14 protein-coding genes are annotated in these 12,584 nt (G+C 61.5%); 9 read left to right on the top strand and 5 right to left on the bottom strand.

What is annotated here, in order from left to right; all coding sequences use genetic code 11:
- Positions 1-188: 188 nt before the first annotated feature.
- Both AC1RME_RS01945 and AC1RME_RS01940 read right to left on the bottom strand, forming a co-directional pair.
- The gene (locus AC1RME_RS01945; protein WP_007951883.1) at positions 189-434 is read right to left on the bottom strand and encodes a TIGR02647 family protein; all 246 of its coding nucleotides are present in this window, start codon (positions 432-434) and stop codon (positions 189-191) included.
- Positions 435-625: 191 nt separating this feature from the next.
- Positions 626-910, bottom strand: a complete 285-nt coding sequence (locus AC1RME_RS01940) for a hypothetical protein (protein ID WP_102620727.1) — start codon at positions 908-910, stop codon at positions 626-628.
- Positions 911-1,033: 123 nt separating this feature from the next.
- On the opposite strand from AC1RME_RS01940, the gene AC1RME_RS01935 reads away from it, so the two are divergent.
- Complete coding sequence (locus AC1RME_RS01935; protein ID WP_096817345.1) at positions 1,034-1,693, top strand: glutathione S-transferase family protein; 660 nt, start codon at positions 1,034-1,036, stop codon at positions 1,691-1,693.
- Positions 1,694-1,753: 60 nt separating this feature from the next.
- Here AC1RME_RS01935 and argH read toward each other — a convergent pair whose 3' ends face one another.
- On the bottom strand, positions 1,754-3,148 hold the full coding sequence (gene argH, locus AC1RME_RS01930; protein ID WP_493070226.1) for an argininosuccinate lyase: 1,395 nt from the start codon (positions 3,146-3,148) through the stop codon (positions 1,754-1,756).
- A 471-nt stretch (positions 3,149-3,619) separates the two neighbouring features.
- Here argH and AC1RME_RS01925 point away from each other — a divergent pair, with 471 nt between their 5' ends.
- The 7 genes from AC1RME_RS01925 to rsd all read left to right on the top strand — a co-directional run bounded on the left by AC1RME_RS01925 (position 3,620) and on the right by rsd (position 10,017).
- On the top strand, positions 3,620-4,366 hold the full coding sequence (locus tag AC1RME_RS01925) for a LytR/AlgR family response regulator transcription factor (protein ID WP_096817349.1): 747 nt from the start codon (positions 3,620-3,622) through the stop codon (positions 4,364-4,366).
- A 138-nt stretch (positions 4,367-4,504) separates the two neighbouring features.
- Positions 4,505-5,446, top strand: coding sequence for a hydroxymethylbilane synthase (gene hemC, locus AC1RME_RS01920; protein WP_096817351.1), 942 nt, complete (start codon positions 4,505-4,507; stop codon positions 5,444-5,446).
- Positions 5,443-6,210 (top strand): uroporphyrinogen-III synthase, encoded by a 768-nt coding sequence (locus AC1RME_RS01915; protein ID WP_096817353.1) that lies wholly within the window; start codon positions 5,443-5,445, stop codon positions 6,208-6,210. The genes hemC and AC1RME_RS01915 overlap by 4 nt, the downstream gene beginning before the upstream one ends.
- A gap of 16 nt (positions 6,211-6,226) precedes the next feature.
- Complete coding sequence (locus AC1RME_RS01910; RefSeq protein ID WP_096817355.1) at positions 6,227-7,369, top strand: uroporphyrinogen-III C-methyltransferase; 1,143 nt, start codon at positions 6,227-6,229, stop codon at positions 7,367-7,369.
- Positions 7,366-8,604: a heme biosynthesis protein HemY gene (locus AC1RME_RS01905; protein ID WP_192559274.1), complete on the top strand. Its 1,239-nt coding sequence runs from the start codon at positions 7,366-7,368 to the stop codon at positions 8,602-8,604. The genes AC1RME_RS01910 and AC1RME_RS01905 overlap by 4 nt, the downstream gene beginning before the upstream one ends.
- A 217-nt stretch (positions 8,605-8,821) precedes the next feature.
- Positions 8,822-9,373 carry a disulfide bond formation protein B gene (locus tag AC1RME_RS01900; RefSeq protein ID WP_493090333.1) on the top strand — a complete coding sequence of 184 codons (552 nt, stop codon included), beginning with the start codon at positions 8,822-8,824 and terminating at the stop codon, positions 9,371-9,373.
- Between the two features lie 185 nt (positions 9,374-9,558).
- Positions 9,559-10,017 (top strand): sigma D regulator, encoded by a 459-nt coding sequence (gene rsd, locus AC1RME_RS01895; RefSeq protein ID WP_085731442.1) that lies wholly within the window; start codon positions 9,559-9,561, stop codon positions 10,015-10,017.
- A gap of 59 nt (positions 10,018-10,076) precedes the next feature.
- Here the strand turns inward: rsd and AC1RME_RS01890 are convergent, their stop codons facing one another.
- Positions 10,077-10,742 carry an FKBP-type peptidyl-prolyl cis-trans isomerase gene (locus AC1RME_RS01890; RefSeq protein WP_096817361.1) on the bottom strand — a complete coding sequence of 222 codons (666 nt, stop codon included), beginning with the start codon at positions 10,740-10,742 and terminating at the stop codon, positions 10,077-10,079.
- Positions 10,743-10,934: 192 nt separating this feature from the next.
- Between AC1RME_RS01890 and AC1RME_RS01885 the strand changes: the two genes are divergently transcribed.
- On the top strand, positions 10,935-12,098 hold the full coding sequence (locus tag AC1RME_RS01885) for an AlgP family protein (RefSeq protein ID WP_493090332.1): 1,164 nt from the start codon (positions 10,935-10,937) through the stop codon (positions 12,096-12,098).
- On the opposite strand, the gene AC1RME_RS01880 is transcribed toward AC1RME_RS01885, so the two are convergent.
- Complete coding sequence (locus AC1RME_RS01880) at positions 12,095-12,556, bottom strand: TIGR02444 family protein (protein ID WP_493070216.1); 462 nt, start codon at positions 12,554-12,556, stop codon at positions 12,095-12,097. The genes AC1RME_RS01885 and AC1RME_RS01880 overlap by 4 nt on opposite strands.
- Positions 12,557-12,584 lie beyond the last annotated feature (28 nt).

The following is a 12,584-nucleotide window of genomic DNA, read 5'->3' as shown; positions in this document are numbered from 1 at the left end:
CTCAAACCGGCTCGCAGGGCTCGGAGGCAGAGGGTCACGGAATGCGGGGGAGTTTAGCGCCTGTGCAGCGCGAGCATTAAGCTGAATTTGTTTTTGACGTCAGATTTCCACCGCGCGGCGATGGCTTGCAGCCGGGCTGGCCCGCGGAAATCCCGTGGCAGAGGTTTCCGTGGGCAAAGTCGGGAGGATCAGGCGGTTTGTTGCTCTTTCAGAATCGTCAGTACGGTTTGCACGTTTTGTGCGGCATCGCGACCGAGGCTGGTCAGGTAACCGCCATCAGGCTGGTCTGTCAGTTCTTTTTCAAAGAGGCGTTGGGCAGCAGCAATGTGCTTCGGGGCAGCGGTCTGATGAATTTTCAGGCCTTCCTGGGAACTGTCCAGGTTGAAGAGTGCGAGGACTTCCAGTTCGGCAACCAACTCAGGGGTAAGCGACATAAGGACTCCAGACTTTCTAGGAATTGGACGACAGCGCCCCTAAGGTGAACCTGCCGGCGCGACCTGTCCAGTGTGCGTCGGGGTTTTTGTCTCGGGGGTGGATTCCAGTGTAGTCAGGGGCCGGGAGAAGGCCGCAGAGATGGGTGACAAATTGTGTGGGAGCAGAGCTGCTCCCACATCGGGTTGCCCGGTTAAGCCTTTTCCGGTGGCAACTCGGGCAGTGCACGAAGGGCCGCTTCGTACCATTCGGTATTGAACGCGCGGTCGTCATCGAGCATGGCGTCGATCTCGTAAGCCAGCACGTGGGCCATCAGATTCAGGATGTCTTCGCGCTCATAACCGACCAGCGTCAGCTTGTTGAACGTCGCCTTGGCCGCTGGCGGGTTGTCGCTTTCGATCTGGTTTTCGATGGCTTCGATCAAAGTGCTCTCGGTGAACTCTTCTTCGTCGTTATCGATGTCTGTCGGCTCGCTCATGGCAGGCTCCTCAAGGAAAGGCGCCAGTTTACCCGCATTCAGCGGCGTGATGCTGCTGGCAGGATTCCCCGGAGCGATCTATAAACAGGCACTGCCCACCCCGCACGGCCTGGAGGCTATGTGATGTTCAAGCTCTACGGATTCTCAGTCAGCAACTACTACAACATGGTCAAACTGGCGCTGCTGGAAAAAGGCCTGCCGTTCGAGGAAGTCACGTTCTACCCGACGCCTACGCCTGAGTCTCTGGCCATCAGCCCGCGCGGCAAGGTGCCGGTGCTGGGCGCCGAAGGTGGCTACATCAACGAAACGATGGTGATGCTCGAATACCTCGAAAGCACCCAGAAGGGTGTCTCGCTGCTGCCGAGCGATCCGTTTGCGCGCGCTCAAGTGCTGGCGGTGGCCAAGGAAATCGAGCTGTACATCGAGTTGCCGGCCCGTGCCTGTTACGGCGAAGCGTTTTTCGGCGCGGCGCTGCCGGAGGCGATCAAGGAGAAAACCAAGGCTGAATTGCTGCTGGGGTTTGCGGCGCTGGGCCGTCACGGCAAGTTTGCCCCGTATGTGGCGGGCGACAGCCTGAGTATTGCGGATTTGTACTTCCTCTACAGCGTGCCGCTGGCGGCTGCGGTGGGGCACAAGCTGTTCGGTCTGGATTTGCTGGCGGACATGCCGAAGGCCAAGGCGCTGCTGGAGCGACTTGAACAGAATCCGCATGTGCAGAAGATCGCAGCGGACAAGGAAGCGGCGATGCCGACGTTTTTGGCGATGATCGCGGCCAAAAAGTAGAAGTTTTGTTCTGAAACAAGTTCGCGGGCAAGTCGATAGTTCGACTTGCCCGCAATGCTTTTAGCGGCTGGCGATCAGCGCCTGACCGCGAGCTACGGCAGCCTTGACCTGCGCCGGCGCAGTGCCGCCGATGTGGTCACGGGCATTCACCGAGCCTTCCAGGGTCAGCACGGCAAACACGTCCTGCTCGATCTGATCGCTGAACTGACGCAGTTCTTCCAGGCTCATTTCCGCCAGATCCTTGCCGGTGTCGACGCCGTATTTCACGGCATGGCCGACGATCTCGTGGCAGTCACGGAACGGTAGGCCACGGCGAACCAGATAGTCGGCCAGATCGGTGGCGGTGGAGAAGCCGCGCAGCGCCGCTTCACGCATGATCGCGTGCTTCGGTTTGATCGCCGGGATCATGTCGGCAAAGGCACGCAGCGAGTCGCGCAGGGTGTCGGCGGCGTCGAACAGCGGCTCCTTGTCTTCCTGGTTGTCCTTGTTGTAGGCCAGCGGCTGGCCTTTCATCAGGGTCAGCAGGCCCATCAGGGCGCCGAACACACGGCCGGTCTTGCCACGTACCAGCTCTGGCACGTCGGGGTTTTTCTTTTGCGGCATGATCGAGCTGCCGGTGCAGAAGCGGTCCGGCAGATCGATGAACTGGAACTGCGCGCTGGTCCACAGCACCAGCTCTTCGGAGAAGCGCGACAAGTGCATCATCGCGATGCTCGCGGCCGAGCAGAATTCGATGGCGAAGTCACGGTCGGACACGTTGTCCAGCGAGTTGCCGCCGACAGCGTCGAAGCCCAGCAGTTGCGCGGTGTATTCGCGGTCGATCGGGTAGGTGGTGCCGGCCAGCGCGGCGCTGCCCAGCGGCATGCGGTTGGTGCGCTTGCGGCAGTCGACCAGGCGCTCGTAGTCGCGGCTGAGCATTTCGAACCAAGCCAGCATGTGGTGCCCGAAGGTCACGGGCTGGGCGGTCTGCAGGTGAGTGAAGCCCGGCATGATGCTGCCGGCTTCGCGCTCGGCTTGCTCCAGCAGGCCTTTTTGCAGGCGGGTGATCTCGGCCAGGATCAGGTCGATTTCGTCGCGCAGCCACAGGCGGATGTCGGTGGCGACCTGGTCGTTGCGGCTGCGGCCGGTGTGCAGCTTTTTACCGGTCACGCCGATGCGGTCGGTCAGGCGCGCCTCGATGTTCATATGCACGTCTTCGAGGTCGATGCGCCAGTCGAACTGGCCGGCCTCGATTTCACCCTGGATGGTCTTCAGGCCATCGATGATGCTGTCGCGCTCGGCATCCGTCAGCACGCCGACCTTGGCCAGCATGGTGGCGTGGGCGATCGAGCCCATGATGTCGTGGCGATACAGGCGCTGGTCGAAAGTGACGGAGGCGGTGAAGCGGGCGACGAAGGCGTCGACGGGTTCACTGAAGCGGCCGCCCCAGGACTGATTGGTCTTGTCAGTGCTCATGAATTCGCTCGTATCGGCTTGAAGAAAGAAGGCGTGAAACGCTGGCGCGGATAATAACAGGGTTGCCAATCCTGTCGCTGACACTGGTCGATACGTTTTTTTCTCATGTCGAGGTTCATAGTCGCCGCCGGTTCCGGGGGATTTGCTCAAGGATATTTTCCGATTGAGCAATATCGGCCCGGCGAGCGTCTACAGTAGGACTAAGGGTCGGCGCAACTGTGGATCGCGCAAAGGTCTGGCCGCCGACTATAAGAAGAGAGGGGTGGGTGTATTGACCATCGGCATACCCTGCGTAAAACGCAGACAGCAGCGAGCTTTGAGTGGTGCGTCCCGGGTGTCGGCAAATATTGCCGGCCGACGTACGGCACTTTTTGGCGCTCGCGCTAGTCTTAGCGTGGATCGCGGTGACGGACGTCACTCCACTTGTCTACGCTATCCTTGTGCGAGACTCACGCAGGAATCCAGCGCAATATGAATGTCCTGATCGTTGATGACGAACCACTGGCCCGCGAGCGCCTCGCCCGAATGGTGAGCGAGCTCGAGGGCTACACAGTCCTGGAGCCCAGCGCCACCAATGGCGAAGAGGCGTTGGCACTGATCGACAGCCACAAGCCGGATATCGTGCTGCTCGATATCCGCATGCCAGGCCTCGATGGCCTGCAAGTGGCTGCCCGCCTGTGCGAACGCGAAACCCCGCCCGCCGTGGTGTTTTGCTCCGGTATCGATGAATTTGCCTTGGAGGCCCTGCAGGCCAGTGCCGTGGGCCATGTGGTGAAACCCGTGCGAACCGAACATCTGCAGGAAGCCCTGAAAAGGGCTGAACGTCCGAATCGGGCTCAGCTTTCGGCCCTGACTCGTCCCGCCGCCGAAAGCGGCACCGGCCCGCGCAGCCACATCAGCGCGAGAACCCGCAAAGGCATCGAGCTGATCCCGCTGGATCAGGTGGTGTACTTCATTGCCGACCACAAATACGTGACCTTGCGCCATGAAACCGGTGAAGTCCTGCTGGACGAGCCCCTCAAGGCCCTGGAAGACGAATTTGGCGAGCGCTTCGTGCGCATCCATCGCAACGCGCTGGTGGCTCGAGACCGCATCGAGCGACTGCAACGCACTCCGCTGGGCCACTTCCAGTTGTTCCTCAAGGGGCTGAACGGTGACGCGCTGATCGTCAGTCGCCGGCATGTGGCGGGCGTGCGCAAAATGATGCAAGGGCTTTAGTCCGCAGGCGTCGGGCGGCTCTCAACTCTTTTCACCAGGCATTGCCGGCCAGGGAGGCCACGCCGTTTCTGATTCAGGTCAAAGTGGATTTGGCTGAGCTGTTATTATCCGCCGTATCTATTCAGTACGGATTGATCCATGTCCTCTCGCGAAATCCGCATCGCCACCCGCAAAAGTGCACTGGCCCTCTGGCAGGCCGAATACGTCAAAGCCCGTCTGGAAGCAGCCCACCCGGGACTGCTGGTGACACTGGTGCCCATGGTCAGTCGCGGCGACAAGCTGCTCGATTCCCCCCTGTCGAAAATCGGCGGCAAGGGTCTGTTCGTCAAGGAACTGGAAACCGCGCTGCTGGAAAACGAAGCCGACATCGCCGTCCATTCGATGAAAGACGTGCCGATGGACTTCCCCGAAGGCCTCGGACTGTTCTGCATCTGCGAGCGCGAAGACCCGCGTGACGCCTTTGTCTCCAATAACTATTCCAGCCTCGATGCATTGCCTGCCGGCAGCATCGTGGGCACCTCCAGCCTGCGTCGCCAGGCGCAGTTGCTGACCCGCCGTCCCGACCTGGAAATCCGTTTCCTGCGTGGCAACGTCAATACCCGTCTGGCCAAACTCGATGCCGGCGAGTACGACGCGATCATTCTCGCGGCGGCCGGCCTGATCCGTCTCGGTTTCGAAGATCGCATCACCTCGGCGATCAGCGTCGACGACAGTCTGCCGGCCGGTGGCCAGGGCGCCGTCGGTATCGAATGCCGCAGTGCCGATACCGAAATCCATGCCTTGCTCGCGCCTTTGCATCACGCCGATACGGCTGACCGTGTCAGCGCCGAACGTGCCCTCAACAAACACTTGAATGGCGGCTGCCAGGTGCCGATCGCCTGCTACGCCGTGCTTGAAGGCGAGCAGTTGTGGCTGCGTGGTCTGGTCGGCGAGCCGAGCGGCGGCAAGCTGCTGAGCGCCGAAGCCCGTGCGCCACGCGCTGCCGCTGAAACGCTGGGCGTGCAAGTCGCTGAAGATTTGCTCCGCCAGGGTGCCGCCGACATTCTCAAGGCTGTCTACGGCGAGGCAGGTCACGAGTGACGGCCTGGCGCCTGCTGCTGACGCGCCCCGCTGACGATTGCGAGGCGCTGGCCGAGGTGCTGGCCGGACAGGGGATTTTCAGCAGCTGCCTGCCGCTTTTGGAAATCGCGCCGCTGCCGGTCTCTGACACAATTCGCCAGACGTTTGCCCGGTTGTCGCGCTACAGCGCGGTGATCGTGGTCAGCAAACCGGCGGCGCGTATCGCCGTGCAATGGATTGATACCGATGAGGCGTCGCTGCCGGCCATGCCCTGGTTCAGCGTTGGCGCGGCGACGGCGCAGATTCTTCGGGATCGGGGCCTGGATGCGCACTGCCCGGACGAGGGTGATGACAGCGAAGCCTTGCTGCAATTGCCGCGTCTGCTCGACGCCGTCGCACAGCCCGGCGCGCCGGTGTTGATCCTGCGCGGAGAGGGCGGTCGCGAGCTGCTGGCCGAGCGCCTGCGCGCGCTTGGTGCTAGTGTCGAGTATCTGGAACTGTACCGCCGTGACCTGCCGGACTATCCGCCGCGGGAACTGCCCCGACGGATTGAGGCGGAACGCCTGAACGGGCTGGTGGTCAGCAGTGGACAGGGTTTTGAGCACCTGCGCCAATTGGCCGGCGACACTTGGCCAGTGCTTGCGCAGATGCCGTTGTTTGTTCCAAGCCCAAGGGTCGCCGAGCAGGCACGTGCCGCCGGGGCCCGAACAGTTGTGGATTGTCGCGGCGCCAGTGCCGCGGCCTTGCTGACGGCGTTACGGGAGCATCCCGTGCCCGTTCTCTAATGCAAAGGATGGATACGTGAGCGAAACAGCCTTGCCTAAAGATGACGTTCAACCTGTGATCGATGCACCGGTTGAAGTACCGCCACCGGCCGCTGAACCGCGCCGAGGCAACGGATTGGCCATTGTCGCGCTGCTGCTCGGCGCTGCCGGTATCGCAGTGGGTGGCTGGGGTGTCTGGCAGGTGCGACACCTGCAAGCCAACACTCAGGAGCAATTGAGTCAGGTACAGGCGTTGAGTGACCAGGCCCAGACCCTGAAACTCAACGACCAGCGTCTGACCGAGCGCCTCGGGCAGTTGCCGGGCGCTGACGAACTCGCCGACCGCCAGCGTCTGGTGACGCAGCTTCAAGGTGATCAGCAGCGCCTCAATCAACGTCTGGAAACGGTTCTCGGTGCCAGCCGCAAGGACTGGCGCCTGGCCGAGGCCGAGCACTTGTTGCGTCTGGCCAGTCTGCGTCTTTCTGCCTTGCAGGACATCAGCAGCGCTCAGGCGCTGGTGCAGGGCGCCGATGAAATCCTGCGCGAGCAGAACGACCCGGGTTCGTTTGCCGCGCGCGAGCAAGTGGCGAAAACCCTGGTGGCGCTGCGCAGCACCGCGCAGCCTGATCGTACCGGTCTGTTTCTGAGACTGGGTGCGTTGCGCGATCAGGTCATCGAGCTCACCGAGCTGGCACCTGAGTACAAGGATCGCGGTGATTCCCTGCTGGGTCTGACTGCCGATGGCGACGGTGCCAGTCGCTGGTCGCAGTGGTGGGATCAGATCTCGCGATACATCCGTATCGATTTCAACGCGGACAAAAAAGTCCGGCCGCTGCTCGCCGGTCAGAGCCTGAGCCAGGTGCGTCTGGCCTTGAGCCTTTCGCTCGAGCAGGCTCAATGGGCCGCCCTCAACGGCCAGGCGCCGGTGTACACCCAGGCATTGGCTGAGGCGCGGGATGTGCTCAAGGGCAATTTCAACCCGGACAATCCGCAGAGCAAAATCATGCTCGAGCAAGTGGCGGAGCTGAGCAAGCAACCGGTCACAGTCGTCACCCCGGATCTGGCGGGCACCCTCAGCGCTGTGCAGGCCTATCTTGAGCGACGTAACGTCAACGCTGAAGACTCGGTGAAACCCTTCGCCAAACCTGCTGCCAGCACCGCGCAGGAGGCCACGCCATGAAGCGTCTGTATGTCATCGTGTTTCTGGTGATTGCTGCGACGGCGGCGCTAGGTCTGGCGATCGCCGAGCATTCCGGTTACGTGCTGGTTGCCTACAAAAGCTTCCGCTATGAGTCGAGTCTGTGGGCAACGCTGGCGCTGGTGGCGGTGTTATGGCTGCTCATCTGGGGCATCAAGGCGCTGGTCGAGCTGGTGCTGACTTCGGGTGGCGTAGTCAATCCGTGGTCGCGCCGCAACCGCAGTCGACGCGTACAAGTGGCGATCGAGCACGGTCAACTGGATCTGGCCGAAGGTCGCTGGGCCAGTGCCCAGCGCCATCTTTACCGGGCTGCCGAGGCCGAGCGTCAACCGTTGCTGTATTACCTTGGCGCCGCCCGTGCCGCCAACGAGCAAGGCAATTACGAGGAAAGTGATCGTCTGCTGGAGCGCGCCCTCGAACGTCAGCCTCAGGCTGAGCTGGCGATCGCCTTGAGTCATGCGCAACTGCAAACCGACCGTGGCGATACCGAAGGTGCGCTGGTGACCTTGCAGGCGATGCGCGAGCGTCATCCGCATAACGTTCAGACCCTGCGTCAGTTGCAGCGCCTGCATCAACAGCGTGGTGACTGGTCGGCGGTGATCCGCATGCTGCCCGAACTGCGCAAGGACAAGGTCCTGCCTCCTGCCGAACTGGCCGAGCTGGAGCGTCGTGCCTGGGGTGAGAACCTGTCGCTGGCGGCGCACCGCGAGGAAGATGGCGCGGTGGGTCTGCAGTCGCTCAATCGTGCCTGGCAGCAACTGACCTCGTCGCAGCGTCAGGAGCCTCCGCTGGTCCTGGCGTACGCTGAGCAACTGCGCCAGCTCGGCGCTCAGGTCGAAGCGGAAGAGGTGCTGCGCAACGCCCTCAAGCGCAAGTACGACAGTCACCTGGCGCGCCTCTATGGCCTGGTGCGCGGCAGTGATCCGACGCGTCAATTGCAAGCGGCCGAGGGCTGGCTCAAGGATCATCCCGCCGACCCGAGCCTGCTGCTGACACTTGGTCGACTGTGCCTGCAAGCCAGTCTGTGGGGCAAGGCGAGGGACTATCTGGAAAGCAGCCTGCGTACGCAGCGCAACCCGGAAGCCTGTGCGGAACTGGCTCGATTGCTGGCCCGACTCGGCGATACCGAACGCAGCAACCAGCTGTTCCAGGAAGGTCTGGGGTTGTTGGATGAGCGTCTGCTGGCCGCGCCTTTACCGGTACAGGCTCACGCCTGAATGGACGAGGGAGTGCGCTCCCTCGCTCATGTTCTCGACTGAATAGTTACCGCTAATTCGCTTCTGAGGCAAAGTCCTACAGAGGCCTACATTCTTTCCTCTCAAGCCTGTCGGGATTTCCCTACACTTCTGGTGAAGTGTCGTCAGCGGCCCGCCTTGAAAGGCCGCGTCCCTTTCCTCTACCGTAACTGCCTGTCTTTATTGTTACGGATAACCCATGTCGTTGACCTGCTCACGCTCCCTGTTTTTTATGGCTTTCACGGCGGGAACACTGGCGCTGGGAGCTTCCTATTACCTCGAGTACGAGGTCGGCCTGGTGCCTTGCAGCCTGTGCCTGGTGCAACGGCTTTTCCTGAGTATTCTCACCGTTTGCTGTGGCGTGGCGGCTGTGCATGGGCCCGGTCGTTTCGGTCTGTCGCTCTACTGGTCTGGCGCGTTGTCAGCCGCTCTGGGTGGAACGATGGCGGCCTGGCGGCAGGTGCTGCTGCAGAGTGATTCGATGCATCACCTGGCGCAATGCGCACCCAACCCGGAAGAGCTTTTCAGTTCTCTGCCCTGGCTCTGCGCCCTGGCGCGGATGTTCAATGACAGCGAGGATTGCGCGCAATTGTCCTGGACATTGTTTGACCTGAGCATTCCGGAGTGGAGCCTGCTGTTCTTCGTCGCGCTGTCGATCCTGGCGGTTTACCAGTTGCTGCGGCTGGCCTGGAGCGCTCTGCAACGACCGCTCAGCGGCGAAGCGTCGCACCGGGCGCTGCTCGGGGATTAAACACTTGTATGAACTTTCTCTCCTGCGTACCTTGAAGCCATAGGCGTGCGGGCATAATCTGGCCCGCACGTGTCATTGGATTTGTGTTGCTCGATGACGCTCTGCCTGGCCGCCTCTCAAAGCAATACCCACAAGAAGGGGCGCGGGAGTAGGGCAGCATGACCCACAAGGGAAGAGAGATCGCCATGCTCGAAAGTTGTCAGAATGCTCAGGAACGTTGGGGTGGAGTTCATCTGCTGATCGACCGCTGGCTCCAGGAGCGTGAGGAGCTGATCGCTGCTTACGACAAGCTGGGCGCAGAGCCTCAGTCGCTTTCCGTGGATCGAAAGCCCTTGCAGGAATTCTGCGGCGTGCTGGTCGATTACGTGTCGGCCGGGCATTTCGAAATCTACGAACAGCTGACGGGCGAGGCCAAGGCCTTCAACGACAAGCGCGGCCTGGAACTGGCCGAGACGATTTATCCGCGCATCGATGTCATCACGGAAAAACTGCTGGCCTTCAATGACCTTTGCGATGAAGGCAAATGCGTTGCCGAAAAATTCAAGGAGCTGGGTGGGCTGCTCCACGAGCGCTTCGAACTGGAAGACTGCCTGATCGAAGTGCTGCATACCGCCCACAAGGAAGAGGATTCGGTTCAGGCTTGAACCGACCCTGCAAGACACAAAAACGGTGCGCCAACAGCGCACCGTTTTTTATTGGGCGATCAACTGGTCGCGCCGCGCAATTCGACTTCGAACACCAGCGGTGTGAACGGCGCGATCAAGTCGCCGGCACCGTCGGCGCCGTAAGCCTGATCCGATGGAATCACCAATCGCCACTTCGCACCCACCGGCATGTTTTGCAGCGCGGTGCGCCATCCGGCGATCACGCTGTCGAGATTGAACCACTGAGGCTGAGTGTTCTGATCGAACACGGTACCGTCCGGCAGTCGACCGACATACAGCACCTGTACTTTTCCATCCGGGCCGGCCTTGGTGCCATTCCCCGGCGCCAGCTCGGTCAGCAGGATGCCGTCGGCCAACTCTTTCACTCCCGGTTTGGCTTTTTCGGCGGTGAGAAAACGTCGCTCGTTTTCCATCGCAGCTTCAGTCGACGGCATGGCGGCATGCTCGGCCGTCTGCGATTCGTGATCGGCCAGGATCTGCTCGATACGTGCCTCGCTCAGGGCCAGCGGCTTGCCTTGATAGGCCTGTTGCAGACCTTCGATCAATGCCTGGATCTGTAGCTGCGGCACTTCTTGACGCAGCCGTTCACCGAGGCTCGCGCCGAGACTGTAGGCCAGATCATGAGCATCGTTCGCGGTGTTTTTTTCGTCGGCCTGAACCGCCGAAAAGATCATGCAGAGGGATAAAAAAAAGTAGCGCGACATGGGCACTCTCCGTCCTGAATTGCGGTGGATTATGCCAGCGCGAACGTCTGCACCGGTGAACTGCTTTGAGCAATGTGCAGAAGTTTTTCGCAAGCCTGCAACCGAGTGCATTCGATACTGTCAACATGCCCTAGCGGCGGTAGCAGCAGAGGTCTAGTATGAGCCGCACTCACGTCAGCCAGGAGGTAAACCATGTCGGCCACCAAGAAGCCTGTAAATACTCCGTTGCACTTACTCCAACAGCTCTCGGGCAGCCTGCTCGAACATTTGGAAAACGCTTGCTCCCAAGCCTTGGCTGATGCTGAAAAACTGCTCGCCAAACTGGAAAAGCAACGCGGCAAGGCGCAAGAAAAACTGCACAAATCCCGCACCAAATTGCAGGACGCAGCCGCAGCCGGTAAAGCCAAGGCGCAGACCAAGGCCAAGGGTGCCGTGAAGGAACTCGAAGACCTGCTGGATGCGCTGAAGGATCGTCAGTCCGACACCCGCAGCTACATTCTGCAACTCAAGCGCGATGCCCAGGAAAGCCTGAAACTGGCCCAGGGTGTCGGTCGTGTTCAAGAAGCCGTCGGCAAGGCGTTGTCCCTGCGTTCAGCCAAGCCGGCAGCGGCGCCTGCGAAAAAAGCGGCCGCCAAACCTGCTGCAAAAGCCCCGGCCAAGGCGCCCGCCAAAGCCCCTGCAAAAGCCCCGGCAAAAGCGCCAGTGAAAGCCGCCGCAAAACCTGCAGCGAAGAAACCCGCAGCCGCCAGCGCTGCAAAACCTGCGGCTAAAACCGTCGCGGCAAAACCAGCTGCCGCCAAGCCGGCTGCTGCCAAACCAGCTGCCACGCCTGCCGCGAGAACCGCTGCTGCAAAAGCTGCTCCGGCGAAAACCGCAGTTGCCAAACCGGCTGCAAAACCAGCCGCCAAAACCGCTGCTAAACCGGCAGCAAAACCTGCGGCCAGAACGGCTGCTGCCAAGCCAGCAACCAAAACCGCGGCCAAACCGGTTGCCGCTAAACCTGCAGCGAAACCAGCCGCCAAGCCTGCGGTAAAAGCCGTGGCTAAACCTGCTGCAAAACCGGCCACCGCCGCCAAGCCTGCAACTACTGCGGCCAAGCCAGCAGCTACCGCTAAACCAGCAGCGGCTGCCGCCAAGCCAGCAGCGAAACCCGCCGCAAAACCTGCCGTGAAAAAACCTGCCGCTGCCAAGCCAGCTGCAGCGAAACCGGCTACTGCACCTGCTGCCAAGCCAGCCGCGCCGGCAACCCCGGCATCGACCGCAGCACCTGCATCCGCCGCCACTACCTCGACCACCACCGCGCCATCGTCGGCACCGGTGTCGAGCGTCGCCAGCAACCCGACCAGCGCTTCCTAAGCACCGGTCGCCGCGACGCGCAGCACTTGCAGCGCGTCGCGGTTCAGGTTGGCCGCACTGCCGGCCAGAACCTCCAGCCAGTCACTCGATTCCTTCGAGTTGCGCCTCCAGCCCTGCGCCGCGCCTTCAAGTCGCGACAGCAAAGCGCGCTCCGCCTCCAGTTCCAGCCCCTTGATCTGCTCGCGCATACCCTTGAGCACCGGATCCGTGTCAGTCAGCGTTTTCCACTGCATGCGCATCGCTCGCAGCGGTTGAATCACCTCTTTGTCCCAAGGGATGGTCAGCTCTCGAAGCTGTTTCGCACGCATCTCGTCGCAGGTCGCATCGCGCTGTTCCAGCCACAAACCGCACAGCATCAGGCACACATTGGCCCCCGCCGATTGCAGGCGCAGGCAGGCATCCTCTACGCCGGGACGGGCATAGACGGCAAGGGCAAAGCTCCACAGGTCAGAGGACATCGTGCTACTCGCGCCAGTTGTGAGCGAA

It is taken from the genome of Pseudomonas sp. GW822-FHT03F08 (assembly GCF_058801265.1).
The sequence above is the reverse complement of the archived record's forward strand: the minus strand, read 5'-3'. Positions and strand labels throughout refer to the sequence as shown.

Bases quoted from the DNA above. Each gene is read 5' to 3' on its own strand.
- AC1RME_RS01905 (WP_192559274.1), top strand. From the start codon at position 7,366: ATGAAGCGTCTGTATGTCATCGTGTTTCTGGTGATTGCTGCGACGGCG.
- AC1RME_RS01935 (WP_096817345.1), top strand. From the start codon at position 1,034: ATGTTCAAGCTCTACGGATTCTCAGTCAGCAACTACTACAACATGGTC.
- AC1RME_RS01945 (WP_007951883.1), bottom strand. From the start codon at position 434: ATGTCGCTTACCCCTGAGTTGGTTGCCGAACTGGAAGTCCTCGCACTC.
- AC1RME_RS01925 (WP_096817349.1), top strand. From the start codon at position 3,620: ATGAATGTCCTGATCGTTGATGACGAACCACTGGCCCGCGAGCGCCTC.
- AC1RME_RS01900 (WP_493090333.1), top strand. From the start codon at position 8,822: ATGTCGTTGACCTGCTCACGCTCCCTGTTTTTTATGGCTTTCACGGCG.
- AC1RME_RS01880 (WP_493070216.1), bottom strand. From the start codon at position 12,556: ATGTCCTCTGACCTGTGGAGCTTTGCCCTTGCCGTCTATGCCCGTCCC.
- AC1RME_RS01890 (WP_096817361.1), bottom strand. From the start codon at position 10,742: ATGTCGCGCTACTTTTTTTTATCCCTCTGCATGATCTTTTCGGCGGTT.
- hemC (WP_096817351.1), top strand. From the start codon at position 4,505: ATGTCCTCTCGCGAAATCCGCATCGCCACCCGCAAAAGTGCACTGGCC.
- AC1RME_RS01885 (WP_493090332.1), top strand. From the start codon at position 10,935: ATGTCGGCCACCAAGAAGCCTGTAAATACTCCGTTGCACTTACTCCAA.
- rsd (WP_085731442.1), top strand. From the start codon at position 9,559: ATGCTCGAAAGTTGTCAGAATGCTCAGGAACGTTGGGGTGGAGTTCAT.
- argH (WP_493070226.1), bottom strand. From the start codon at position 3,148: ATGAGCACTGACAAGACCAATCAGTCCTGGGGCGGCCGCTTCAGTGAA.
- AC1RME_RS01940 (WP_102620727.1), bottom strand. From the start codon at position 910: ATGAGCGAGCCGACAGACATCGATAACGACGAAGAAGAGTTCACCGAG.